Consider the following 23,622-nt stretch of genomic DNA (forward strand, 5'->3'; position numbering starts at 1 on the left):
GCCATGGCGATCGTCGACGCACAGGTGCCGCAGGAGATTCCGCCGCCGAAGCCGGTGCCGCCGGTGCAACCGCCGCCCGGCATCCCGCCGGACGATCCGGCGCCGGAGATCAAGCCGCCGCCGGACAGCCCGAGCCAGCCGGACCAGCCGCAGGAAGCGCCGCCGCGCGAGCCGCCGAACGAACTGCCGGACTGACCGCGGCTGCGGCGAAACGCGTGTTCAGCTCGGCTCCGGGACATCCATGCCCTCGGCCGCATATTGCCTGATCTTGTTGCGCAGGGTGCGCACCGATACGCCGAGCACCCGCGCGGCGTGCGTGCGATTGCCCCCGCAATGCGCAAGCGTCTGAACGATCAGCTCACGCTCGACATCGTTCATCGTCGAACCGACCAGCAGCGGCACCACCCGGCGCGGTGCAATGATGGCGTCGTCCGTTGCGGGCGACATCGACACTGGGAGAGATGATTGCGTCATCTACACCTCCAAATGCCCCGCCAGTGATGCAAGCGGGAACCAATTGAAGCACTCCCCAAACCCCAAAGGTAGCCTGGGGTGGTTTGGTTAACGGGGTCTTAACGCGTTTATGGTTCCCGCATGGAACTCACCGGTTCCCTGGTGGGACGTGTCGGTGACGATGACCGGGATCGATCCCGCGCTGCCGCCCGCGTGAGTGCGCACCGCATCAGCGCCCGCCCCAGACCTCATCGGCGACCTCCACCACGAGCCGCAGCTTCGCCCACTGCTCGTCCTCGGTGAGGATGTTGCCCTCCTCGGTGGAGGCGAAGCCGCATTGCGGCGACAGGGCCATCTGCTCGTAGGGAATGAAGCGCGCTGCCTCGTCGAGCCTGCGCTTGATGTCGTCCTTCGTCTCCAGCGCACCGGTCTTGGAGGTGACGAGCCCGACGACGACGATCTTGTCGCCCTTCGGCAGAAAACGCAGCGGCTCGAAGCCGCCGGCCCGCTCGGTGTCGTATTCGAGGAAGTAGCCGTCGTAATTGACATGGCGCAGCAGCGTCTCCGCCACCGGCTCGTAACCGCCCGACGCGATCCAGGTGGAGCGGAAATTGCCGCGGCAGACATGGGTGGTGATGGTCATGTCGGCGGGCCGCTCGGCGATCGCGTAGTTGATGACGCGGGCGTAGGTCTCGGCGAGGCCGGTCGGATCGTCGCCGCGCGCGCGCATCTTCGCAAGCTCCTCCTGCGAGCACAGATACGACCACACCGTGTCGTCCAGTTGCAGGTAGCGGCAACCGGCATCGTAGAAGGCGCGCACCGCCTTGCGGTAAGTCTTGGCCAGATCCTCGAAATACGCCTCGAGATCGGGATAAACCGCCGCCGAGATCGCCTTGCGGCCGCCGCGGAAGTGCAGCACCGACGGCGACGGAATCGTCATCTTCGGCGTCACATGCGCCTGCTCGCAACACTTCTTCAGAAACTCGAAATGCGCGAGCATCGGATGATCGGCTGGAAAATCCAGCTTGCCGTTGACGCGGATGCCCTCGCCCCTGGTCACGACGCCCGCGAACTGGATGCCCTCGGTGGCATACATCTCGCAGCCGCCGAGATGCCGCAGGAAATCGAAGTGCCACCAGGAGCGGCGATACTCGCCGTCGGTCGCAAGCTTCAGGCCGAGCGAAGCCTGCTTGTGCACGATCTTCTCGATCTCCGAATCCTCGATCCGGCGCAGATCGCCCGCACCGATCTCCTTCCTTTCATGCTGCGCGCGGGCCCGCTTGACGCGGTCGGAACGCAACAGGCTGCCGACCTCGTCGGCGCGGAACGGCGGTCTGGTTCGCAGCATGGCTCTACACTCTCCCTGAGGCGTGCATTAGCGCACCGCGCTGCGGCAATTTCAACAGCATTCGCGACGGAAGGCGCGATCTCACCGCTTGCGCGCGTCCTCCATGAAGGCCTCGAACGCTGCGGTGTAATCCTTGTGCCACCGCGAGAGCGCGGGCCGGTTCTCGATGATGTCGCCCGCAGCCCACAGGATGCGCCGCTCATCCATCGGCCGGCTGACGTCGTTGTCCGGGCACAGGATGTAGAAGTCGCCGCGGCCGATGCTGGCGATCATGAAATCGATCACCTGCTCACCGGTCCAGGCGGCCGCCGGCTTCTCCGCCGATCGCGCGGTCATGCCGGTGAAGGTGTAGCCGGGAATCAGCAGGTGAGCGGTGATGGCGCAGCCCGGTGTGTTGCGGAGTTCGTGCGCGAGCCCCTCGGTATAGGCTTTCACCGCCGCCTTGGAGACGTTGTAGGCGAGATTGCCGGGCGGCGTGGTGATCCCCTGCTTCGAACCGGTGTTGATGACGAGACCGGGCGTCTTGCTTGCGATCATGGCCGGCAGGAACGCCTGCACGCCGTTGACCACACCCAGCAGATTGATATCGAGCAGCCGTCGCCACTCGTCCGGCGCCTTGAAGGCGCTGCCCGGATTGAGGCCGATGCCGGCATTGTTCATCAGCACATGCACGGCGCCGAAACGATCGAAGGCCTGCGCCTGCAGACGCTCGAGATCGGCGGCAACGCTGACATCGACCGGCACTGCGAGAACGCTCGCCGGATTGGACACCGCAGCCACGGCGGCGGCGGCCGTGTTGAGCTTCGGCCCAGGCAAGTCGGCGAGCACGACGTTCATGCCGAGTCCGGCATACTTGGTCGCGGCCGCAAGGCCGATGCCGCTGGCGGCGCCGGTGATGACGGCAACGTGTCCGGTCGAAAAAAGACTCTCGGTCATGACTGTCCTTCTGTGATTTCAAGCATGCGTCGCCGACACGCCGAGATAGCGGTCCAGCATCGTCGGATCGGCGCGCAGGGCCTCGCTCGATCCTGCATGGACGATGGCACCGCGGTCCAGCACCACGGCGCGAGAGGCCAGCGCCAGCACCTTCTTCGGATTCTGCTCGACGATGATCGCGGACGTGCCTTCGCCGTGCAGGATCGCCTTGATCGCGGCGAGCAGCTCCTCGACCAGGATCGGCGCGAGCCCTTCCAGGGGCTCGTCGAGCAGCAGCAGCTTCGGGTTGAGCGTCAGCGCGCGGCCGATCGCCAGCATCTGCTGTTCGCCGCCGGACAGCTGGTTGCCGAAATTCCTGCGCCGCTCCTTCAGCCGCGGAAACAACGTGTAGACCTTCTCGACCGACCATGGGCCCGGCTGCGCCACGGCCAGCATGTTTTCCTCCACCGTCAGCGAGGGAAAGATGTTGCGTTCCTGCGGCACCCAGCCGATGCCGGCGCGGGCGCGCTGGTCGGCCCGCACGCGGCTGATATCGTCGCCACCGAATATGATGCGTCCGGCAAAGCGGCGGGTGACGCCGACGATGGAATTGATCAGCGTCGTCTTGCCGGTGCCGTTGCGTCCCAGCAACGCCAGCCCCTCGCCCTGGCCGAGCCGCAGCGACAGCGAACGCAGCACCACCGCCTCGCCATATCCCGCACGTAAGTCCTCGATGGCCAGCAAATCAGGCATCGGCCGCCTCGCCCAGATAGACGGCCTTCACCCGCGGGTCCTTCGCCACCTCGTCCGGCGTGCCTTCGACGAACAACCCGCCATTGACCAGCACCGAAATCCGGTCGGCGAACGAGAACACCAGGTCCATGTCGTGCTCGATCAGCAGCACCGACACGTCGCGCGGCAGGCCCGCGACCGCCGCCAGGATATCGTGGCGCTCCGCCTCCGGCACGCCAGCGGCGGGCTCGTCGAGCAGCAGCACGCGCGGCTTTGCGGCGATGGCAAGCGCGATCTCGAGCAGGCGCTGCTTGCCGTAAGGCAGCGTCGCGGTGCGCACGTTCATCGCATCGGTCAGGCGGAACCGCTCCAGCAGGGCTTCGATCTCCTCCACGGTCTCGGCGTCGTCACGCAGCGCTGCCCAGAAACGCAGGCCCTGGCCACGCCGTTCCGAGACGGCGAGCGAAATCGCCTCCAGCGGCGTCAGATCGGCGAAGAGCTGGTTGATCTGAAACGTCCGCGACAAACCCTTGCGTACCCGCTTGTAAACCGGGAGTGCTGCGATCTCCTCGCCATCGAGGCGGATGCGCCCGGCATCGGGCCGCAGCACTCCGGTCAGCAAATTGACGACGGTGGTCTTGCCGGCCCCGTTCGGACCGATCAGCGCGTGGCGCGCACCGCGCGCAACCGTCAGCGACAGGTCGCGGGTGGCGGTGACGCCGCCGAACCGCTTGACCAGCCCGTCGGTCTCGAGCGCCGCAATCATGGCCGCGCATCTCCCGCCGGCTTCTTGCCGCCCGCCTTCGCGACCGACTTGGCGGCCGACTTGGCGACCGACTTGGCGCGCGCGTCGCGCACATCGCGAATGCGATCCGGCAACCACACCACCCAGCGGTGCACGCGTTCGCGGCCGACCAGCACCAAGACCACCAGAATGAGCCCGATCCAGAACTGCCAGTACTGCGGCGTCCAGCTCGACAGCACATCCTGCAGCAGCTTGAACACCACCGCGCCGATCAGCCCGCCGTACAGATAGCCCGTTCCGCCGATCACCAGCACCAGCAGCAGGTCCGCCGAGCGATCGAACGAAAAGACGTCGAGCGAGGCAAGCGCCGTCGACTGGGTCGAAAGCGCGCCCGCAAGCCCGGCATAGAAGGCGGCGATGGTGTAGATCGCGGTCAGCCGGCGGTTGACCGGAATGCCGATCGCCGCCGCCCGCAGCGGATTGTTGCGGATCGCCCGCAGCGACAGGCCGAACGGCGAATGGACGATGCGCCGCGCGATCACGAACATCACGAACAGCACGACCAGGCAGTAGATGAAGGCGGTCTTGCCGAACAGATCGAACTCGAACTGGCCGAGCACCGGCTCCATGACGATGCCCTGCAGGCCATCGAAGCCGCCGGTGATGTCGGAGAAACGGTTGGCAAGCTCGCGCAGCAGCAGCGCGATGCCGAGCGTCACCATCAATCGCGTCAGGTCGGCCCCGCGCAACACCAGGAACGAGGTGATGAATCCGAGCGCCATCGCCGCAAGTCCGGACGCGACCAGCGCCAGCACCGGCTCGGTGATGATGCCGTGCAGCGCGAGCAGCCCCGCACTGTAGGCGCCGACGCCGAAGAACGCCGCATGGCCGAGCGAGATGATGCCCGCATAGCCGAGGATCAGATCGAGCGAGAGCACGAACAGTGCGAGCCAGGCGATCTCGGTCAGCAGCAGATAGCGGTTCGGAAACAGCAGGATCGCCATCAGCGCGATGGTCCAGAACAACAGCTCGTTGAGCCGCCAGCGCGACAGCTCGGCGATGCTTCGGACGATGCCGGTCTGTTCCCGTAACGGCATGTCAGCGCGCCGCCGGTTTGCCGAACAGACCGTTCGGACGCAGGATCAGGATCACGATCATCACCGTGTAGATGACGAAGGCGCCGAGCTTCGGCACGTAATACTTGCCCGCGACGTCGGCGATCCCAAGCAGCAGCGACGCCAGGAACGGGCCGGTGATGCTGGAGGAGCCGCCGACCGTGACGACGATCAGGAAGTAGATCATGAACTTGAGCGGGAAATATGGGTCGAGGCCGAGGATCTCAGCCCCCAGCGCGCCGCCGAGCCCCGCAAGTCCCGACCCGAAGGCGAAGGTCAGCGCGAACACCCCCGGCACATTGATGCCGAGTCCCGCCGCCACGCGCGGATCATCCACCGCCGCACGCAGGCGGCTGCCGAAACGGGTATGCGTCAGCGTCCACTGCAGACCGAGCGCAAGCAGGCCGCAGATGACGATGATCAGCAACCGGTAACGGCCAACCCCGATGCCGAACACGTCGATCCGCCCTTGCAGCGCCTGCGGCAGGTTGATGAACACCTGCGACGATCCCATCACATAATCAATGCCCGCCACCGACATGAACACGAGGCCGATGGTGAACAGCACCTGATCGAGATGGCTGCGGCCATAGAGATGGCGGTACAACAGCCGCTCCAGCACGAAGCCGATCGCGGCGCTGACGAGGAAGGCGATCGGCAGGCCGGCGACGAACGGCACGCCGTGCCGGTTGACGAGAACCGCACACACGTAACCGCCCGCCATCGCGAACGCGCCATGCGCGAGGTTGACGAAATTCATCAGCCCCAGCGTTACGGCGAGCCCGCAGGCCAGCACGAACAGCAGCATGCCGTAGGCGATGCCGTCGAACAGAATGGTCAGCAGCGTCATCAAGCGAGATCGTCCAGCATGGCCTACATAATGCCGTCATTCCGCGGCGCGAGCAAAGCTCGCGAGCCCGGAATCCATAACCACCACAGGGAATATGGATTCCGGGTCTGCGCCAAGAGGCGCATCCCGGAATGACGGAGAATGGAGGGAATCCAAGTATAACAACCCCACAGGCCCGCAAGCCTCACTTCTTGGTCTTGCCGGAATCCTTGACCGCCTCGAAGGTAGCGAATTCGACGTTCCACAACTCGCCGTTCACCTTCTTCACCTCGCGGATATAGATATTCTGGACGATGTCGCGCGTCTCCGGATCGATCGAGATCGGCCCGCGCGGGCTTTCCCAGGCCATGCCCTTCATCGCCGCGATCAGCGAGTCGCCGTCCGCCTTGCCGCCGGTCTTCTTCAAGGCCTCGTAGACGAGGTGGATGCCGTCGTAGCCGCCGACCGCCATGAAGCCCGGCCGCTGGCCGAACGCCTTCTGGTAGGCGGCGACGAAATCCTTGTTCTTCTGCGAGGGGTGCGCCGCAGAATAAAGATGTGCGGTGACGGCGCCGATCGCCGCATCGCCCATGCCGTTGAGCAGGTCGTCGTCCATCACGTCGCCCGGCCCGATCACCTTGATCCCGGTGAGCCCGCGCTCGGTGTACTGCTTCATGAAGTTGCCGCCCTGCCCCGCCGGCACGAACACGAACATCGCGTCCGGCTTGGCGTCCTTCATCCGCTGCAGGAACGGCGCGAAGTCCGGATTGACCAGCGGCACCTTCACCTCCTCGACCACCTCGCCGCCACCGGCGGTGAAGCGCGCCTTGAAGAAGTTCAATGCGTCGGTGCCGGGCGCATAATCGGAGACCAGCGCCGCCACCTTCTTGATGCCGTTCTTGGCCGCCCAGTCGCCGATGATCTCCGACGACTGCGCGAGCGTGAAGCTCGTGCGCACGATATAGGGCGAACGCTCGGTGATGATCGAGGTGCCGGCCGCCATGATGATCTGCGGCACCTTGGCCTGGGTCGCCAGCGGCGCCACGGCCAGCGCGGCCGGCGTCACCCCGAACCCGGCGACGATGTTGACCTTGTCGTTGACGATCAGCTCCTGCGCGAGCCGCTTGGAGTTGTCCGGCACCGCACCGTCATCCTTGACGATGACCTCGATGGTCTTGCCGGCGACGGTCGCGCCATGCTGCTGCATGTAGAGCTTGATGGCGTTGTCGATCTGCTTGCCGGTCGAGGCCTGGCCGCCGGTCAACGGCACGATCAGCCCGATCTTGACGGTGCCCTGCGCTAGCGCCGGCACGATCATCACGGACGCACACGCGGCAACGATTGCCGTCCGCGCGACGGATATCAGAGTGATTGGCATCAAACCCCTCCCCGAAATGTCTGCAAAAATTCTGGATCGACCGGCCGACGTTCCGCGGCCTTTGCCCCGATCGTAACCGAAACGAACAGCAACGACCAAGCGAATGGTGATGCCTTGCAGCTTGACGATGCAGCGCACGCGCCGATTCCGCACCCTGTCGCGCGACGACACGACGCGCGACAACCGGGCACCAAAACGGCTCGTTCCTGCCCTGACATCGCCCCAAACCCCAGCGAATCAGAATGGAGTTGCGTAAAGTAACCGGGTCCGACGCGGCAATCCGGCGTTCCTTCCGAACGTCGCGGCTGCTGCGGGGATGGGACCGGGGGGAGCGGATCTTGCGGGAAACGCTGACACGGGTGCTGCGTTCTTATCGGCTTGCTTATGGGCCCGCGCGAGGCGATGCGATCGCCGCGCAGTCTTTCATTCATGCGCGGGATCCGCATCCGCAGGTCCTTCATCCACAGCGCACGGTCGCCGGCGAGCGGCCCGTCAGCGCGCTGCGGACCGACTGCGACTTCGATCCCGACCTCTGGGATCGCGGCGCTTGCGACGGGCTCGCCACGGCGGGCATCGCGCGGGTCGTGCTGAACCGCCTGCCCGCGTCAACGGCATCGCTGTCGCCGCTGGCGGGCGCCGACGCCCCGGCCTGGCGCGCGGTGATCGCAGCGCCGCCTCATCTCGACGCTCCCATGCTTGCCAGGCTGCACGCGAGCGGCGTGCGCGGCCTTCGCTTCGCCATCGATCACCTGGACAGCGGCGGCCTCGATCCGGTGCTGAAACTCGCCGACCGCATCGTTCCTTACGGCTGGCACATCGAACTCAACGTCGCCGCCGCCGGCGCCTATCGCGCGCTGGCGAAAGTCGAATGGAGCCTGATGCAATTCCCTCTCGCCGTCTGCGTCTCCGGCCTGTCCTGTGCGCGGCATGGCCGGGCGGCGGACGCGGCGGACATCGCACTCCTTCTCGACCTCATGCAGCTCGGCCGCTACTGGCTGAAGCTTGCGAGCGACGACCTCGCCCCCGCCCAGCTCCAGCTTTGGGACGAACCCTCACCACTTGCGAGGGCTCTTGCCGGTACGCGCAGAGACCGGCTGGTTTGGGGCAGCGGTCCCCGGGCCGCCGAACACGGCGCCGACGGTCTGTCGGCAGGCCTTGCGGTGTTGGAGCGCTGCATGCCGCACCCGGCCGACCGCGACGCGATCCTCGTGGCCAATCCAGCCACGCTGTATGATTTCTGATCCGACCTCCGTTTTCCCGCCAAACCGTTTGTCGCCGTCCGGCGCTCTCGCAACCGTGTGGAACCGGACACCGCGTTCCGGGATTGGTGCAGACCAGCCACAAGAACGAGGTCCGAGAAGAATGTCGCGCGGCAAACCGTCCCTCATGATCCCCCACAACGCCTATGTGTTCGTCGGCGACGGCCGCAAGGCGCTGATCCTGCGCAATGAAGGCGACACCAAGTTTCCGAACCTGAAAACCGAACAGGTATTCGAGAACGACAATCCGCCGACGCGCGAGCAAGGGACCGACAAACCCGGCCGCGGCTTCGCCAGCGTCGGCGCGCGACGCAGCGCCATGGAAGAAGCCGACACGCATGCGATCGAGGAGCAGCGCTTCGCCAAGGGGCTCGCCGCCGAGCTCGAAACGCTGGTTCGGGAGAAGAATGTCGCTGCGCTGGTGATCGCCGCACCGCCACGAACCCTCGCCGAATTGCGCAAGTCGCTGCACGAGGAGGTCAAAAAGCGCGTCATCGCCGAAGTGGACAAGGACCTTGCCAACCAGCCGGTATACGAAATCGAAAAGGTGCTGACGGCCTGAGGCGGGCCGAAAATTTTCCTCTCCAACCGGCGCGGCGGCATGATGTCCATGCCGCCGTTTCCGCCGAACGTTCTGTCAGACGCGACGGCCCACCGGGCGGACCACCGGATCGCGAACACCGGTGCGACCGCTCGCAGCATGGATCATGTGCATGGGACGCGCGCGGCTTCCTCTTGCGCCGGTCCGCCGGACGCGGTTGAATCCATCCGCCTCCCGCACCGGCCAAATCAACAGCAACGATTGTGGGACAGGCCAGGAAACGCCAAAGGACCCGCCATGAACGCGCCCGTCAAAGTCGACGCCTATCCGCTGCCTGCAGGCGATCTCAAGAAGCATGGCATCGCCGCACGGCAGATCGATCATCTCGATGCGCTGATCAGGCAGCATATCGCCGAGGGCCGCTATCCGGGCGCGCAGATCGCCCTCGCCCGGCACGGCGAGCTGCTGCTGTTCCGCAGTTACGGCAAGACGGCACAGGATGCAGCCGCCGCGGCGGCCGACGACCGCACCCTGTTCCAGATGTTCTCGCAGACCAAGGTGTTCACGTCGGCCACGGTGTGGACGCTGATCGAGGAAGGCAAGCTGTCCTTCATGGACAAGATCGCCGACCATCTCCCCGACTTCGCCGCCCGCGGCAAGCAGGACATCACCTTGCATCAGGTGATGAGCCATACCGGCGGCTTTCCATCCGCCAACGTCTCCGAAGCGACCTGGACCGATCATGAGCTGATGCGCGAGGAGGTTTGCGACTTCTCGCTCGACTGGACGCCCGGCACGCGCATGCAATACCACCCGCGGTCGGCGCACCTCGTGCAGGCGATGGTGATCGAGGCCGTGACCGGCAAGGACTATCGCGACGCGATCCGCGAGCGTATCACCGAGCCGCTCGGCATCGCCGACGACGTCTACATCGGCGTCCCGGAAGCCCAGGACAACCGCTGCGTGATGATCTCCGGTGACGGCGAGCTGCGCGACAACCGCCGCGCCCATCGCGTTGCCGGCCTGCCGAGCGGCGGCGGCTACGGCACCGCGCGCGGCATCACCGCGCTCTACCAGATGCTGCTGAACGGCGGCACGCTGCACGGTCGTCGCATCGTCTCGCCGCGACTGATCGCCTATGTGTCGAAGAACCATACCGGCGAGATGCCGGACGCGGCGATGGGCGGCACGCCGATGCATCGCGGCCTTGGTCCGCACGTCCGCGGCGAGAGCGACCGCATCCGCGGCCTCGGCACGATCGGTGCGCCCAGCGTATTCGGCCATGGCGGCGCGGGCTCGTCCTACTCATGGGCCGACCCGACCAGCGGCGTCTCGTTCAGCTACATGACCAACCATTTCGCCGCCGAACCCTGGCACACGCTGCGGCTCGACCGCATCGCCAACATCGTCCACGCGGCGATCGATTGATATCTACGCCGGTCCGGCGTCAGGGCGCGCCGGACCGAAATACTTTTTGAAAGGCTCTCGGAGAAACTGCCATGAACAAACCAGAAGTCATCGCCAGCGCAGCCGGTCCGCGCGATGCGGCGTGGGGACCGTCAGCCAAAGGCGATGGCCCGCTGTGGCAGATCAAAGTGCTCGACCTCACCCATGCGCGCGCCGGTCCGACCTGCGTGCGCCAGCTCACCGACTGGGGCGCACGCGCGATCAAGATCGAGCAGCCGACCGGTGGCGACGATGTCGCGACCGGCGACCGGCACGGCTTCGACTTTCAGAACCTGCACCGCAACAAGCGCAGCCTGACGCTGAACCTGAAGGACAAGGACGGGCTCGCGATCTTCAAGGAGCTGGCGAAGGAAGCCGACGTGATCGTCGAGAACTTCCGCCCGGCGGTGAAGGATCGCCTCGGCATCGACTACGAGACCATCCGCAAGCTCAACCCGCGCATCGTCTATGCGAGCCTCTCCGGCTTCGGCGACACCGGCCCCTATCGTGACCGCCCCGGCGTCGACCAGATCGCCCAGGGCATGGGCGGGCTGATGTCGATCACCGGCCTGCCGGGACAGGGCCCGGTGCGCGTCGGCATTCCGATCTGCGATCTCACCGCCGGCATCTTCCTCGCGCAGGCGGTGCTGATGGCGCTGTATGAGCGCGAGCGCTCCGGCGAAGGCCAGTGGGTCAAGACCTCGCTGCTGACGGCGATCATCCAGATGCTCGACTTCCAGGCGACGCGCTGGCTGATCGGCAACGAGGTGCCGCCGCAGGCCGGCAACGATCATCCGACCGGCATCCCGACCGGCGTGTTCAAGACAAAGGATGGCCACATCAACATCGCCGCTTCCGGCAACAAGCTGTTCGTGCGGCTCGCCGACGCGCTCGGCCGGCCCGAATGGAAGACCGACCCGGTGTGGTCGAAAGCCGAAGGACGCCGCAAGAACAAGGAGAAAATGAACGCGTTGATCGATGAGGTGACGGTGACGCGCACATCGGAGGAGTGGGTTAACCTGCTCAACGAGGCGGGCGTGCCGTGCGGGCCGATCTATTCGATCGACCAGATGTTCGCCGATCCGCAGGTGAAGCAGCTCGGCCAGGTGAAGCCGGTGAAGCATCACGCGCTGAACGAGATCAACGTGGTCGGCCAGGCCGCAACCATGTCGCGCACGCCCTCATCGATCCGCCTCGCGGCGCCGGACGCCGGCGAGCACACGCAGGCCGTGCTCGAGGTGCTGGGCTTCGACAAGAACAGGATCGCGGAATTGAAGACACGCGACGTGGTTTAGCGCTTGCTGAGCCACACGCCTTAACTGATCCCGGTGTTTGACCGATCCAGGTGTTGTATCGGCATGCTTGCTGTTGTCCCCGCGCAGGCGGGGACGACGCTGAAAATGGGACCAATCTTCAACCTGGACCGACACGCTCAAAACGTTCAACATCGCGGCCGTTGCCGTCGTCTTCGCCCAACCGTCGTCTTGTAGGACAGCCGCCATATCCATGCCCGAGAAACTGACCGGCTATCGCATCCTGATTCTGGAAACGCGCGAGGAGGCGCAGTTCTCGCGGCTGCTGAAGGATCAAGGCGCCGACGTGATGCAGTGCCCGATGTTCACCATCAAGGACGCGCCGGATCCCGCGCCGGTCGAGGCCTGGATCAAGCGCTTCATCGACCAGCCCTGCGACGATCTCGTGCTGACGACCGGCGAAGGCCTGCGGCGGATCATGACGGTGGTGCGCAAGCGCGACCTCGAACAACCGTTCATTGCCGCCCTGGCCCGCACGCGGACACTTGCGCGCGGGCCGAAGCCCGGCCGGGCGTTGCGCGAACTCGGTCTGGAAGCGCAGGTGACGACGGAGAAGCCGACCTCGGAGGGCATCGTCGAGACGCTCGCCAAGCTCGATCTTGCAGGCCATCGGCTGGCGCTGCAGCTCTATCCGGAACGCGATCACTCCGCGCTGATCAAGGCCATCACGGCGCGCGGCGCGACCGTCGATCCCGTGCTGCCCTACATCTATGACAGCCAGGCTGCAGAGGCGCACATCGTCAACGCCATCGAGGAGATGGCGGCGGGTCGCGTCGATGCGATCGCACTGACGAGTTCCGGCCAGGTGCGGCGGCTGGTGGATGCCGCCAAGGCGAACCGCCTGGAAGCGCGGTTGCGCGAGGCGATGGCAAACACCCCCGTCGCCTCGATCGGTCCCGTCGTCTCGGAGGAACTGACGGCGTTCGGCTTCAAGACCGACATCGCGCCGGACAATGAGGCCTTCTTCATGCGTCCGCTGATCGCGGCGATGGCGTCGAGCCTCGCGCAGTCGGCGCCGCGTAACCGCTCCGTCGGCAAGTAACGCGGACGCCAAGTCGCCCCGCTTCTGCCGGGCTGGAATCGGCAGCGCCGCCGCACGCCGCAATGGACCGTCCCGCGGCACAATCATCCATGCATAGGCCGTCTGCCGCTTCCGCGGGGTGCAACCGGTGCTACCGCCTTCACCTGCACGCGGCCGCACGCTATCAACCGGAAACGTTTCCGTCCCGCGAAGTGCCGCCTGCCCATGACCGTTGCCGATCTCCAAGACAAATCCCTCGCCTCGCTGCAGATCAAGGATCATCCGACCGTCGCCGAATGGGATGCGAAGGCGGAGCGGATCGAGACGCCGCTGCGCAAGGGCCGGATCGTCTGGCGCAAATGGGGCTCCGGCACGCCGCTGTTCTTCTTCCATGGCGGTTCGGGCTCCTGGACCCATTGGATCCGGACGATTCCGGAATTGTCGAAGCATTACGCCGTCTATGCGGTGGACCTGCCGGGCATGGGCGATTCCGATCCGTTTCTCGGCGCCGACCTCGACCTGCTCCCGGGCGAAACCGCCGACATCCGCGACCCGCTCGATCCTGCCTGGCAGCCGCCGCCGATCCAGATGCCAGCGCTGGCGCGCATCCTCGCCGGCGCGATCGAAACGATCGTGCCGAGCGAACAGATCAACCTGGTGGGCTTCTCGTTCGGCGGCATGACGGCTGCGAACGTCGCCGCCCGCATCCCGCACAAGATCCGCCGCCTGGTGCTGACGGGCGCAGCCGGTCTGGTGCCGCGCACGCCGACGATGCGACCGCTCGCCACCTGGCGCTTCGCCAAGACCGAGGCCGAGCTCGAACAGGTGCAGCGGCAGAACGTCGGCATCCTGATGTTGCACAACGAAGCTTCGATCGACGACCTCGCGGTCAACATCCAGATGCGCAATGGCATGCGTACGCTGTCGCGCAAACCGCCGCGCCACCTCACCACCATCCCGGCGCTGGAGCAGGCCAAGCCGAGCCTGGCGGCGATCTGGGGCCGCCACGATTCGGTATCCGCTTGGAAGATCGACGAAATCCGCGCCATGTTTCTGAAGATCGACCCGGCCTGCCAATTCCACGTCGTCGAGGATGGCGGACATTGGGTCGCGTATGAAAGCGCTGCCGAGTTCAATAAGGTGCTGCTTGAGATGCTGCGCCGCTGACGGCGCGCATCGTCTTCACGCCAGAGTTCGCCTATCGTGTTCATCGTCTCGCTGCGCCGGACCGGGAATGCCTCGCAGCGGCGGAAGCCCGCTTATGCGACCTGGACGCTGATCGCCCTGACGATCGCCGTCTACCTGCTGCAGGCCTCGCTCGGCGACAACGAGGCGTCCGAACTGATGCTGCGGTTCGGGGTGACGCCGGAGATCGTCAACGGCGGCGAGCGCCCTTATGGCGGCTTTCCGGTCTGGCTGACACCGCTGACCGCGCTGTTCCTGCACGGAAGCTGGGATCACCTCACCGGGAACATGCTCTACCTCTGGATGTTCGGCGACGACGTCGAGGACGCGCTCGGGCCGCTGCGGTTCGTGCTGCTCTATCTCCTCAGCGGCATCTGCGGCGCGATCGGCTACGTCGTTCTCGACGGTGGGGCAACGCTGCCGCTGCTGGGCGCCTCCGGCTGCGTCGCTGGCGTCGTCGCCGCCTACCTGATGCTGAAGCCCTGCGAGGGCGTGCATCTGGCCCTGCCCCGATTCGATGTCCATCTCTCCACGTCCTGGGCCGTGGGCAGTTGGGGACTGCTGCAGCTCTTCCAGGTTCTCTGGCATCGCGAGGATGAAGCCTTCGCCATGCTGGCCCACGGCGGCGGACTGCTCGGCGGCGCGGCCGCCTTCATCCTCTTGAGCCCACGCGGCCTGAAACTGTTCCAGTGCCTCTCCGCGCGCAACGACCGGCCGCCGGACACCGCGGCCTGACGCGGCCTTCCCGTTCGAGCGGACGCCAGTCCGCCGCAAGGTCCGCTTGCGATCTTTTCCGCAAGATCAGCCGGTTTTCTTGATATTATGCTGCGATAGTGAAGTGGGCGGGCCACAGTCTGGCGCCATTCTGGCAGGAACGATCCACAGACGGGTTTCCGCAAAGTGACCGTCATGATATTGCAACGCACCCCGTTCGGGTGAGTTTTGGCGCAGCATCACCGCGCCCGCAATCGATCGCACAAGCGATTACTTCGGCAGGCATTTTGCAATGGCTAGCACTACACGCATCGTCAGCATCGCTGTCATCCTCGCTGCGCTCGCCGCGGGCGGATATTACACCTTCGGCGGCAAGGGCGGACAGTCGCCGCAACAGCACGGCGGCATGCCGCCGCCGGATGTCGGCGTGATCGACGTCAAGAGCGCCGATGTACCGCTCACGCTCGCCTATGCCGGCCGCGTCGCGGGTTTCCGCACCGTCGAGATCCGCTCGATGGTGTCCGGCACCATCATGAAGCGTGAATACATCGAGGGCGCGCGCGTGCGCCAGGGCGACGTGCTGTTCCGGATCGACGAGCGTCCCTACAAGGCCGCCTTCGATCGCGCCAACGCGCAGCTCGCACAGGCGAAGGCCACCTCGCTGCAGGCGGAAGAAAACTTCAAGCGCATCGAGGAGCTCAACGCCAAGCAGGTGGCGACGCCGAAGCAGCTCGAGGACGCTCGCGCCGCGCGCGACCAGGCGCGCGCAGCGATCAAGTCGGCCGAGGCCGATATCGAGACCGCCCGTCTCAATCTCGAGTTTACCGTGGTCAAGGCGCCGGTCTCCGGCCCGACCAGCCTGCTGTCGCCGCCGGAAGGCTCGATCGCCCAGGCGCAGCAGACGGTGCTGACGACCATCACCCAGCTCGACCCGGCCTACGTCAACTTCTCCGTCACCGATGCCGAGTACCGCGAGTTCCGTGAACTCAGCGAAGGCCGCAACAAGCCGCTCGGCGACGACGACATCTCGGTCTCGGTCCAGTTCGGCGACGGCACCACCTACCCGCAGAACGGCAAGGTGATCATGTCGTCGCAGAACGTCGATCTGCGCACCGGCACGGTGCAGATCCGCACCGTGTTCCCGAACAGCGACGGCGTGATCCTGCCCGGCCAGTTCGTGCGCGTGACCCTCAAGGGCATCACCTTGCCGAAGGCCATCGTGATCCCGCAGCAGGCGGTCAGCCAGGGTCCGCAAGGGACCTTCGTGTTCGCCGTCAATGCGCAAGGCGCAGCCGAGGTGCGGCCGGTCAAACTCGACCGCGAGATCGGCACCGGCTGGGTGGTCCGCGAAGGATTGAAAGAAGGCGACAAGATCATCGTCGATGGCGTGATGCGCGTGCGTCCCGGCGCGCCGGTGAAGGCCTCCCCCTACCAGCCGAAGCAGAACGGGGCGGCCAAGGCGGCCGACGCGAAATCTGCTGACGCCAAACCCGCTGACACGAAGGCCGCCGGTGCCAAGCCTGAGGCCAAGACGGCCGATGCGAAGCCTGCGGATGCCAAATCTGCCGACGCGAAGCCCGCATCGGCCGACGCCAAACCGAACGAGGCGAAGAAATGATCTCGCGCTTCTTCATCGATCGTCCGGTCTTCGCGTCGGTCATCTCGATCATCATCGTCATCGCCGGTCTCGTGGCGATGCGCGTGCTGCCGATCGAGCAGTATCCGGAAATCGTGCCGCCGGAAGTGACGGTCAGCGCCACCTACCCCGGCGCCTCCGCCGAAAGCATCGCCTCGACCGTCGCGGCTCCCTTGGAGCAGAACATCAACGGCGTCGAGAAGATGCTGTACATGAAGTCGACCTCGACCGGCTCGGGCACGCTGACGATCACCGTGACGTTCGCGATCGGCACCGATCCGGACCAGGCGACCATCAACGTCAACAACCGCGTGCAGCGGGCGATGCCGCTGTTGCCGCAGGAGGTGCAGCGGCTCGGCGTGCAGGTGCAGAAGCGCTCGTCGTCGATCCTGGAAGTGATTGCGATGTCGTCGCCGGGCGGCCGTTACGACACGATCTTCGTGTCGAACTACGCGCTGATCAACGTCATCGACGAACTGCGCCGCACGCCGGGCGTCGGCGACGCCGTGCTGTTCGGCGCGGCCGACTACTCGATGCGCGTCTGGCTCCGTCCCGACAAGCTCGCCCAGTACAACCTGACCCCGAGCGACATCGCCACCGCGATCCGCGAGCAGAACAACCAGTTCTCGGCCGGCCGGTTCGGCGAGGAGCCGCAGAAGGACAAGACCGCGTTCACCTATTCGGTCTCGACCCAAAGCCGCTACTCCGACCCGAAGGAGTTCGAGAACATCATTCTGCGCAGCGACGAATTCGGCGGTGCGCTGCGCATCAAGGACGTCGCCCGGGTCGAGCTCGGCGCCCGCGACTATTCGCTGGACGCGACCTACAACGGCCGGCCGGCGGTGCCGATCGGCATCTTCCTGCAGCCCGGCGCCAACGCCATCCAGGTCACCAAGAACGTCAACGCGACCATGGAGCGGCTGGCCCAGCGCTTCCCCGAGGACCTGCGCTACGACATCCCGTTCAACACCACGCGCTTCGTCGAGGTGTCGATCGAGGAAGTGGTCATGACCTTCATCGAGGCGATCATCCTGGTCGTGCTGGTGATCTTCCTGTTCCTGCAGAACGTGCGCGCGACAATCATCCCGATCCTGGCGCTGCCGGTGTCGATCCTCGGCACGTTCGCCGGCATGTATGCGCTCGGCTTCTCGATCAACCTGCTGACGCTGTTCGGCCTGGTGCTGGCGATCGGTATCGTCGTCGACGACGCCATCGTCGTGTTGGAGAACATCGAGCGCATCATGCGCACCGAGAAGCTCCCTGCCCGTCAGGCCGCGATCAAGGCGATGGAGCAGGTGTCCGGCCCGATCGTCGCGATCGTGCTGACGCTTTGCGCGGTGTTCATTCCGGTGTCGTTCCTCGGCGGCCTCGCCGGCCAGCTCTACCGCCAGTTCGCGGTGACGATCTCGGTGTCGGTGGTGATCTCCGGCATCGTCGCGCTGACGCTGACGCCGGCGCTCGGCGCGATCTTCCTGCAGTCCGACCACAAGGAGCCGATCGCTCCGTTCCGCGTGTTCAACCGCGGCTTCGACTGGATCACCGCGCGCTTCACCGAGATCGTCGGTTACTTCCTGCGGCACACCGTGCAGTCGCTGGCGATCGTCGCGGTCATGCTCGGGCTGACCACGTTCATGTTCCTGCGCGTGCCGGGCGGCCTGCTGCCGGACGAGGACCAGGGCTACAACCTGCTGGTGACGATGCTGCCGCCGGCCGCCTCGCTCGAGCGCGCCAAGAACGTGCAGGACACGATCATCCAGGGCGTGCAGAAGAACCCCGCGGTGCAGAACATCTTCTCGATGGCGGGCTTCGACGTGCTGTCGTTCGCGCAGAAGACCAACGCCGGCGTCGCCTTCGTGACGCTGAAGGACTGGGCCGAGCGCAAGGACCCGGCGCAGGACGCACGGCGCACGGCTCCCGCATTCGGCGCGCTGAACATGACGTTCCGCGACGGCATGATGTTCGGCATCAACCCGCCGCCGATCCAGGGCATCAGCATGACTGGCGGCTTCGAGTTCTACCTGCAGGACCGGTCCGGCGGCACCCTCGATGGCCTCGCGCAGGCGGCCAACAAGGTGGTCGCAGCCGCAGCGCAGCGGCCCGAGCTGCGCGGCGTGCAGTCGCTGTTCTCGACCGCCGTGCCGCAGTACCGGACCACGGTGGACCGCGACAAGGCGAAGATGCTCGGCGTGCCGATGAACGCGATCTTCGACACGATGCAGAGCGCGTTCGGCAGCCTGTACGTCAACGACTTCACCCTGTACGGGCGCACCTTCCGCGTGAACCTGTCGTCGGAGGCCGACTTCCGCCGCTCGCCGGACGACATGCGCTACCTGTATGTGCGCTCCGAAACCGGCGCGCTGGTGCCGCTCGACGCGCTGGTCACCGCCACGCGCATCATCGGCCCGGACACGGTGGACCGCTTCAACATCTTCCCGGCCGCGAAGATCATGGGCAACCCGGCGCCCGGCTATTCGTCCGGACAGGCGCTGGAGGCGATCCAGGAGGTGGTGAAGAAGGAGCTGCCGCCGGAATACACCATCGGCTGGACCGGCTCGGCCTATCAGGAGATCTCCACCGCAGGCACCGGCTATCAGGGCTTCCTGTTCGGTCTCGTGATGGTGTTCCTGATCCTCGCCGCCCAGTACGAACGCTGGTCGCTGCCGCTCGCCGTGCTGACGGCCGTGCCGTTCGCCCTGTTCGGCGCGATCGGCGCGATCTATGTGCGCGGCATCGAGAACGACCTGTACTTCCAGATCGGCCTGATCACGCTGATCGGTCTCGCCGCCAAGAACGCGATTCTGATCGTCGAGTTCGCGGCCGAACGCCACCGCGAAGGTCTGTCGCTGTTCGATTCGGCGATCGAGGCGGCGCGGCTGCGCTTCCGCCCGATCATCATGACGTCGCTCTGCTTCATCCTCGGCGTGATGCCGCTGGCGATCTCGACCGGCGCGGGCTCGGCGGCGCGGCACTCGATCGGCACCGGCGTCATCGGCGGCATGATCGCGGCGACCGCGTTCGCGATCATCTTCGTGCCGCTGTTCTTCCGCCTGGTCACGCGCTCGGCGGAATCGATCGACGAGCGCAAGGCCAAGGGCGGCCATCACACCGCGGCGACACCGGCCGAATAACCGGCCCGCAGGTCTTCACAGCGAAAAAGCCCGGAGGTCTTGCCTCCGGGCTTTTTCGTTGCGCGCCTTTTGTTGCGGGCCTGACGGCTCGCGAGCCTTTGTGGACCCTGATGAAGCCAGAACCGAGAGCGCTGGTCCTTGCCGGACGCGCGTTCTTCACACGAACCGGTATCCATCCCGGATCGAGGCCGGGACAGGCTTTCGCTCGAAAACGCTTCAGCCGGTCTTCTTGGCCTTTGCCTTCCTGTAGTCCGGCGCGCGCTTCTCGCGCATCGAAGCGGCGGCTTCCTTCCGTTCCTCGCTGATCTGCTGCGGCCAGATGTAATGGACGTAATCCATCTCGCGCTGCAGATACTCCATGTGCATCGCCTTGTAGTGCCCGCGCTTGATCGCCTTGATGTAGAGCTGCGGGATGGTCTTCAGCATCTCCGCCCAGCGTTCGGCGGCGGCAAGCAGCTCCGCCTCCGGCACCACCTCGTTGACGACGCCGAGCTGATAGGCGCGCTGCGCGTCCATGAAGCGGCCCCCCTTGTAGGCCAGCATCATGAATTCGAGGCTGATCTTGAACGGCATCAGCGGCACGTAGTCGATCGGCGCGATCGAGATGCCAGCCCGCGCCTCAGGGAAGCCGAGCCGCGCGGTGTCGGCCATGATGGTGAAATCGCAGCCGCGGATCGCGAACGCATAGCCGCCGCCCATGCAGTTGCCCTGCACCGCCGCGATCAGCGGCTTGAAGACTTCGGTGCCGTTGCGCGGATAACCCTGGTGCATCAGGTGCGGAATTTCGTTTTTCACCTCGCCCGGATTGAGATCGAGGCCGACGCAGAAGTCCTTGCCCTCCGCACGCAGAATGCCGACGCGGGCGTCGTCATCCTTTTCAAACCTCGGCCAGACGTCGATCAGCGCCTGCGAGAGCTCATCGTTCAGCGCGTTTCGCCGATGCGGGCGATTCAGCGTGATGTAAGCGATCTCGTTCTTCACTTCATACTTGAGGACGGGCTCGGCCATGGTCGTCTCCTGCCAATTCGTTGCGGCGGATGACGGATCGCAGCACGCACGAAATCGACGAGCCGCCAGCAGCCGGTGTTGCGGCGGCACCCTAAGCGAACGGTCCTGCTTGAAAACTCTTACAGCCGTTCCGTCTGCCGTGTCGGGTACGGCACGACCGGCGGCACGTCGGGGATGGTTCGCGTTTCCTCGTCTTCCGGCGACCGGCCGCTGCTCCAGCGCGCGAGCAGATGCTCGGCGAACAGTTGCACGCGGAACGGCAGATGCCGGTCGGGGTAGACGAGACGCACGGCATAATCATCGCCGCCGGGATCGACGCAGGTGTATTTCGGCAGCAGCCGCACCAGCCGTCCCTGCGCCAGCTCATTGCCGATCATGTTTTCGCTGATGCGAATGACGCCCGTCCCCTTCAATGCGAGATCGCGCAGCAGCAGGTAGGAATTCGATTCCAGTATCGGCCGCAGCGGCTGCATGACCACCGTGCCGTCCTCCTGGCGGAAGTGCCAGGTCGAGGGCTCGTTGAGCGAGTGGTTGAGAATGTCGAGGCGGGCGAGATCGCGCGGCACCGCCGGCTCGAAATGCCGCGACAGGAAATCGGGCGAAGCACAGACCAGCCGGCCGTAGTTGCGGATCCTGCGGCCGACGAAATTGCCTTCCGGCATCGGCCCGGAATGGATCGCGATGTCGTAGCCTTCGGTGACGAGACTGGCAGGACGATCGCTGATGGTGATCTGGAAATGCACGTCCGGATAGCTGACGCGGAATTCGCGGATCGTCTCGTTGAGATAGGTGTGACCGGTGTAGATGTGCGAGGCGACGCGCACCACGCCGCGCGGCACGCCCTCCAGCGACGACAGTTCATCGATCAGCTGGTCGTGTCGGTTTAGGCTGTCGCGTGCCCAGGACAGACAGGCCTGTCCGGCATTGGTCAGCATCAGGTTGCGCGTCGTGCGCACCACGAGCTTGGAGTTCAGCGTCTGCTCCAGCGCGGTGATGCGGCGGCTGGCGAACGACGGCGAGATGCCTTCGGCGCGCGCTGCCGCTGCGATGCTGCCGAGCTCTGCAACCTTCACGAACAACCGAAGCAAATCCAGATCGAACATCGCCTTTCCCTCTGGGTTTCGATCAGACCCCGCTGAATCGTCCGGGCGCGGCCATCGCGTTGCCGTACCGGAAGCCCTCGCGCCCGCTGAAACCATAGCAGGCTTGATCCACGACGCCAGCGAGATTGAACGTCGGCGTGCTCCGGCATGGATAGGTTGCAACAAACGCGCGGGCGAAAACGAAAAAGGGCCGGCACAACGGCCGGCCCTCGCACGTTTCGTTCCAATTATTGGAATTACGACGCTTCGGAATCGAGCGCCACGACCTCACGCTTCTTGCGCAGCGACGGCAGCAGCGGACCGAGCAACAGCAGCGCCGCGATCACGAGGCAGACGCCGGAGATCGGTCGCGACACGAAGGTCACGAGATCGCCCTGCGACAGGATCAACGCCTTGCGCAGGTTGTTCTCGAGCAGCGGACCGAGCACGAACGCCAGCACCAGCGGCGCCGGCTCGAAGCCGAACTTGCGCATGAAGTAGCCGAAGATGCCGAAGAAGATCATCACGTAGATGTCGAACACGTTGTTGCCCGAGGCGTAAACGCCGATGATCGTGAACAGGATGATCAGCGGGAACAGCACGTTGTAGGGCAGCTTCAACAGCTTCACCCACATGCCGATCAGCGGCAGGTTGAGCACCAGCAGCATGAAGTTGCCGATGTACATGCTGGCGATGATGCCCCAGAACAGGCCCGGGTTCTGCGCGATCATCAACGGTCCCGGCTGCAGACCGTGGATGATGAACGCGCCGAGCAGCAGCGCCATCACCACGTTCGGCGGAATGCCGAGCGTCATCAGCGGAATGAAGGCACCGCCCGCCGCCGCGTTGTTGGCCGCCTCAGGTCCGGCGACGCCCTCGATCGCGCCCTTGCCGAACTGCTCCGGATGGCGCGACAGACGCTTCTCGATCGCATAGGAGCCGAACGACGCCACCACCGCGCCGCCGCCCGGCAGCACGCCGAGGAAGAAGCCGAGCACGGTGCCGCGGCCGATCGGGCCGAAGCTGCGCTTCCAGTCTTCCTTGTTCGGCAGCAGGTTGCCGATATTGGCCGAGACGATGTCACGCTTCAGCGACTGCTCGGTGTTGAACAGCACTTCGGCGACGCCGAACAAGCCCATCACCAGCGGCACGATGCCGATGCCGTCGATCAGATGGATGCTGCCGAAGGTCAGCCGCGGCTGCGCGTTGATGCTGTCGAGGCCGACGAGCCCCAGCACGACGCCGAGACAGGCCATCAGCAACGCCTTCGCCATCGACCCCTGGGTGAGGAAGGTCAGCATGACCAGGCCGAGCACCATCAGACTGAAGTATTCGGCCGGGCCGAACGCGATCGCCACTTCCGCAAGCCGCGGCGCAACCAGCATCAGCAGAATGATCGCGAAGGTCCCGGCGATGAACGAACCCAGCGCCGAGATGCCGAGCGCGGGACCGGCGCGTCCCTTCTTGGCCATCTCGTGGCCGTCGATACAGGTGACGACCGAGGCCGCCTCGCCCGGGATGTTGACCAGGATCGAGGTGGTGGAGCCGCCATACATCGAACCGTAGTAGATGCCGGCCATCATGATGATGCCGGACTCCGGCGTGCCGGCGAGCGTAACCGGCAGCAGCAGCGACATCGCCGAGACCGGGCCGATGCCCGGCAGCACGCCGACCAGCGTGCCGATGAAGACGCCGATGAAGCAGTAGAGCAGATTGACCGGCTGAAGCGCGACGCCGAAGCCGTGTGCGACGAGTGCAATCGTATCCATGGTTG

21 protein-coding genes are annotated in these 23,622 nt (G+C 65.5%); 10 read left to right on the forward strand and 11 right to left on the reverse strand.

All coding sequences use genetic code 11. The annotated features are described in order from the left end of the window. The first annotated feature begins 3 nt into the window (after positions 1–3). A complete protein-coding gene (locus X566_RS16675) occupies positions 4–195 on the forward strand; it encodes a hypothetical protein (RefSeq protein ID WP_034469494.1) in 192 nt (63 codons plus the stop codon). Between the two features lie 24 nt (positions 196–219). Here X566_RS16675 and X566_RS16680 read toward each other — a convergent pair whose 3' ends face one another. From X566_RS16680 to X566_RS16715, 8 genes are all read right to left on the reverse strand, one after another. Next, the gene (locus tag X566_RS16680) at positions 220–474 is read right to left on the reverse strand and encodes a helix-turn-helix domain-containing protein (RefSeq protein ID WP_034469496.1); all 255 of its coding nucleotides are present in this window, start codon (positions 472–474) and stop codon (positions 220–222) included. A gap of 208 nt (positions 475–682) precedes the next feature. Next, a complete protein-coding gene (locus X566_RS16685; RefSeq protein ID WP_034469498.1) occupies positions 683–1,801 on the reverse strand; it encodes a cobalamin-independent methionine synthase II family protein in 1,119 nt (372 codons plus the stop codon). An 81-nt stretch (positions 1,802–1,882) separates the two neighbouring features. Beyond that, the gene (locus X566_RS16690; RefSeq protein WP_034469501.1) at positions 1,883–2,737 is read right to left on the reverse strand and encodes an SDR family oxidoreductase; all 855 of its coding nucleotides are present in this window, start codon (positions 2,735–2,737) and stop codon (positions 1,883–1,885) included. Between the two features lie 18 nt (positions 2,738–2,755). Beyond that, positions 2,756–3,469 carry an ABC transporter ATP-binding protein gene (locus tag X566_RS16695; protein WP_034469504.1) on the reverse strand — a complete coding sequence of 238 codons (714 nt, stop codon included), beginning with the start codon at positions 3,467–3,469 and terminating at the stop codon, positions 2,756–2,758. After that, entirely contained in the window at positions 3,462–4,214 is a 753-nt protein-coding gene (locus X566_RS16700; RefSeq protein ID WP_034469508.1) for an ABC transporter ATP-binding protein, read from the reverse strand. Before X566_RS16700 ends, X566_RS16695 begins: the two co-directional genes overlap by 8 nt. Further along, positions 4,211–5,290, reverse strand: coding sequence for a branched-chain amino acid ABC transporter permease (locus X566_RS16705; RefSeq protein ID WP_051444276.1), 1,080 nt, complete (start codon positions 5,288–5,290; stop codon positions 4,211–4,213). The genes X566_RS16700 and X566_RS16705 overlap by 4 nt, the downstream gene beginning before the upstream one ends. 1 nt (position 5,291) lies before the next feature. Next, the gene (locus tag X566_RS16710; protein ID WP_034469510.1) at positions 5,292–6,158 is read right to left on the reverse strand and encodes a branched-chain amino acid ABC transporter permease; all 867 of its coding nucleotides are present in this window, start codon (positions 6,156–6,158) and stop codon (positions 5,292–5,294) included. Positions 6,159–6,342: 184 nt separating this feature from the next. Next, positions 6,343–7,515 (reverse strand): ABC transporter substrate-binding protein, encoded by a 1,173-nt coding sequence (locus X566_RS16715; protein ID WP_034469852.1) that lies wholly within the window; start codon positions 7,513–7,515, stop codon positions 6,343–6,345. Positions 7,516–7,853: 338 nt separating this feature from the next. Here X566_RS16715 and X566_RS16720 point away from each other — a divergent pair, with 338 nt between their 5' ends. The 9 genes from X566_RS16720 to X566_RS16760 all read left to right on the forward strand — a co-directional run bounded on the left by X566_RS16720 (position 7,854) and on the right by X566_RS16760 (position 19,758). After that, positions 7,854–8,756, forward strand: coding sequence for a hypothetical protein (locus X566_RS16720; RefSeq protein WP_152539940.1), 903 nt, complete (start codon positions 7,854–7,856; stop codon positions 8,754–8,756). Positions 8,757–8,901: 145 nt separating this feature from the next. Beyond that, entirely contained in the window at positions 8,902–9,336 is a 435-nt protein-coding gene (locus X566_RS16725; RefSeq protein ID WP_244434813.1) for a host attachment protein, read from the forward strand. Positions 9,337–9,612: 276 nt separating this feature from the next. Further along, on the forward strand, positions 9,613–10,743 hold the full coding sequence (locus tag X566_RS16730; protein WP_034469520.1) for a serine hydrolase: 1,131 nt from the start codon (positions 9,613–9,615) through the stop codon (positions 10,741–10,743). A gap of 71 nt (positions 10,744–10,814) precedes the next feature. Next, positions 10,815–12,056, forward strand: a complete 1,242-nt coding sequence (locus tag X566_RS16735; RefSeq protein ID WP_051444277.1) for a CaiB/BaiF CoA-transferase family protein — start codon at positions 10,815–10,817, stop codon at positions 12,054–12,056. Positions 12,057–12,267: 211 nt separating this feature from the next. Then, positions 12,268–13,116: a uroporphyrinogen-III synthase gene (locus X566_RS16740; protein ID WP_034469522.1), complete on the forward strand. Its 849-nt coding sequence runs from the start codon at positions 12,268–12,270 to the stop codon at positions 13,114–13,116. A 204-nt stretch (positions 13,117–13,320) separates the two neighbouring features. Further along, positions 13,321–14,262: an alpha/beta fold hydrolase gene (locus X566_RS16745; RefSeq protein ID WP_034469524.1), complete on the forward strand. Its 942-nt coding sequence runs from the start codon at positions 13,321–13,323 to the stop codon at positions 14,260–14,262. Positions 14,263–14,298: 36 nt separating this feature from the next. After that, the gene (locus X566_RS16750; RefSeq protein WP_051444278.1) at positions 14,299–15,015 is read left to right on the forward strand and encodes a rhomboid family intramembrane serine protease; all 717 of its coding nucleotides are present in this window, start codon (positions 14,299–14,301) and stop codon (positions 15,013–15,015) included. 271 nt (positions 15,016–15,286) lie between these two features. After that, positions 15,287–16,612: an efflux RND transporter periplasmic adaptor subunit gene (locus tag X566_RS16755; protein ID WP_081740280.1), complete on the forward strand. Its 1,326-nt coding sequence runs from the start codon at positions 15,287–15,289 to the stop codon at positions 16,610–16,612. Then, entirely contained in the window at positions 16,612–19,758 is a 3,147-nt protein-coding gene (locus X566_RS16760; protein ID WP_152539960.1) for an efflux RND transporter permease subunit, read from the forward strand. The genes X566_RS16755 and X566_RS16760 overlap by 1 nt, the downstream gene beginning before the upstream one ends. 216 nt (positions 19,759–19,974) lie before the next feature. On the opposite strand, the gene X566_RS16765 is transcribed toward X566_RS16760, so the two are convergent. The 3 genes from X566_RS16765 to X566_RS16775 all read right to left on the reverse strand — a co-directional run bounded on the left by X566_RS16765 (position 19,975) and on the right by X566_RS16775 (position 23,617). After that, on the reverse strand, positions 19,975–20,766 hold the full coding sequence (locus X566_RS16765) for an enoyl-CoA hydratase/isomerase family protein (RefSeq protein ID WP_034469527.1): 792 nt from the start codon (positions 20,764–20,766) through the stop codon (positions 19,975–19,977). 119 nt (positions 20,767–20,885) lie between these two features. Continuing rightward, positions 20,886–21,869: a LysR family transcriptional regulator gene (locus X566_RS16770; RefSeq protein WP_034469528.1), complete on the reverse strand. Its 984-nt coding sequence runs from the start codon at positions 21,867–21,869 to the stop codon at positions 20,886–20,888. A gap of 236 nt (positions 21,870–22,105) precedes the next feature. Further along, a complete protein-coding gene (locus tag X566_RS16775) occupies positions 22,106–23,617 on the reverse strand; it encodes a tripartite tricarboxylate transporter permease (protein ID WP_034469530.1) in 1,512 nt (503 codons plus the stop codon). Positions 23,618–23,622: the final 5 nt, after the last annotated feature.

Source organism: Afipia sp. P52-10 (genome assembly GCF_000516555.1).
In the GTDB taxonomy this organism is placed as follows: Bacteria; Pseudomonadota; Alphaproteobacteria; order Rhizobiales; family Xanthobacteraceae; genus P52-10.

Coding starts and splice junctions, on each gene's coding strand:
- X566_RS16675 (WP_034469494.1), top strand. CDS start 4: ATGGCGATCGTCGACGCACAGGTGCCGCAGGAGATTCCGCCGCCGAAG.
- X566_RS16680 (WP_034469496.1), bottom strand. CDS start 474: ATGACGCAATCATCTCTCCCAGTGTCGATGTCGCCCGCAACGGACGAC.
- X566_RS16685 (WP_034469498.1), bottom strand. CDS start 1,801: ATGCTGCGAACCAGACCGCCGTTCCGCGCCGACGAGGTCGGCAGCCTG.
- X566_RS16690 (WP_034469501.1), bottom strand. CDS start 2,737: ATGACCGAGAGTCTTTTTTCGACCGGACACGTTGCCGTCATCACCGGC.
- X566_RS16695 (WP_034469504.1), bottom strand. CDS start 3,469: ATGCCTGATTTGCTGGCCATCGAGGACTTACGTGCGGGATATGGCGAG.
- X566_RS16700 (WP_034469508.1), bottom strand. CDS start 4,214: ATGATTGCGGCGCTCGAGACCGACGGGCTGGTCAAGCGGTTCGGCGGC.
- X566_RS16705 (WP_051444276.1), bottom strand. CDS start 5,290: ATGCCGTTACGGGAACAGACCGGCATCGTCCGAAGCATCGCCGAGCTG.
- X566_RS16710 (WP_034469510.1), bottom strand. CDS start 6,158: ATGACGCTGCTGACCATTCTGTTCGACGGCATCGCCTACGGCATGCTG.
- X566_RS16715 (WP_034469852.1), bottom strand. CDS start 7,515: ATGCCAATCACTCTGATATCCGTCGCGCGGACGGCAATCGTTGCCGCG.
- X566_RS16725 (WP_244434813.1), top strand. CDS start 8,902: ATGATCCCCCACAACGCCTATGTGTTCGTCGGCGACGGCCGCAAGGCG.
- X566_RS16730 (WP_034469520.1), top strand. CDS start 9,613: ATGAACGCGCCCGTCAAAGTCGACGCCTATCCGCTGCCTGCAGGCGAT.
- X566_RS16735 (WP_051444277.1), top strand. CDS start 10,815: ATGAACAAACCAGAAGTCATCGCCAGCGCAGCCGGTCCGCGCGATGCG.
- X566_RS16740 (WP_034469522.1), top strand. CDS start 12,268: ATGCCCGAGAAACTGACCGGCTATCGCATCCTGATTCTGGAAACGCGC.
- X566_RS16745 (WP_034469524.1), top strand. CDS start 13,321: ATGACCGTTGCCGATCTCCAAGACAAATCCCTCGCCTCGCTGCAGATC.
- X566_RS16755 (WP_081740280.1), top strand. CDS start 15,287: ATGGCTAGCACTACACGCATCGTCAGCATCGCTGTCATCCTCGCTGCG.
- X566_RS16765 (WP_034469527.1), bottom strand. CDS start 20,766: ATGGCCGAGCCCGTCCTCAAGTATGAAGTGAAGAACGAGATCGCTTAC.
- X566_RS16770 (WP_034469528.1), bottom strand. CDS start 21,869: ATGTTCGATCTGGATTTGCTTCGGTTGTTCGTGAAGGTTGCAGAGCTC.
- X566_RS16775 (WP_034469530.1), bottom strand. CDS start 23,617: ATGGATACGATTGCACTCGTCGCACACGGCTTCGGCGTCGCGCTTCAG.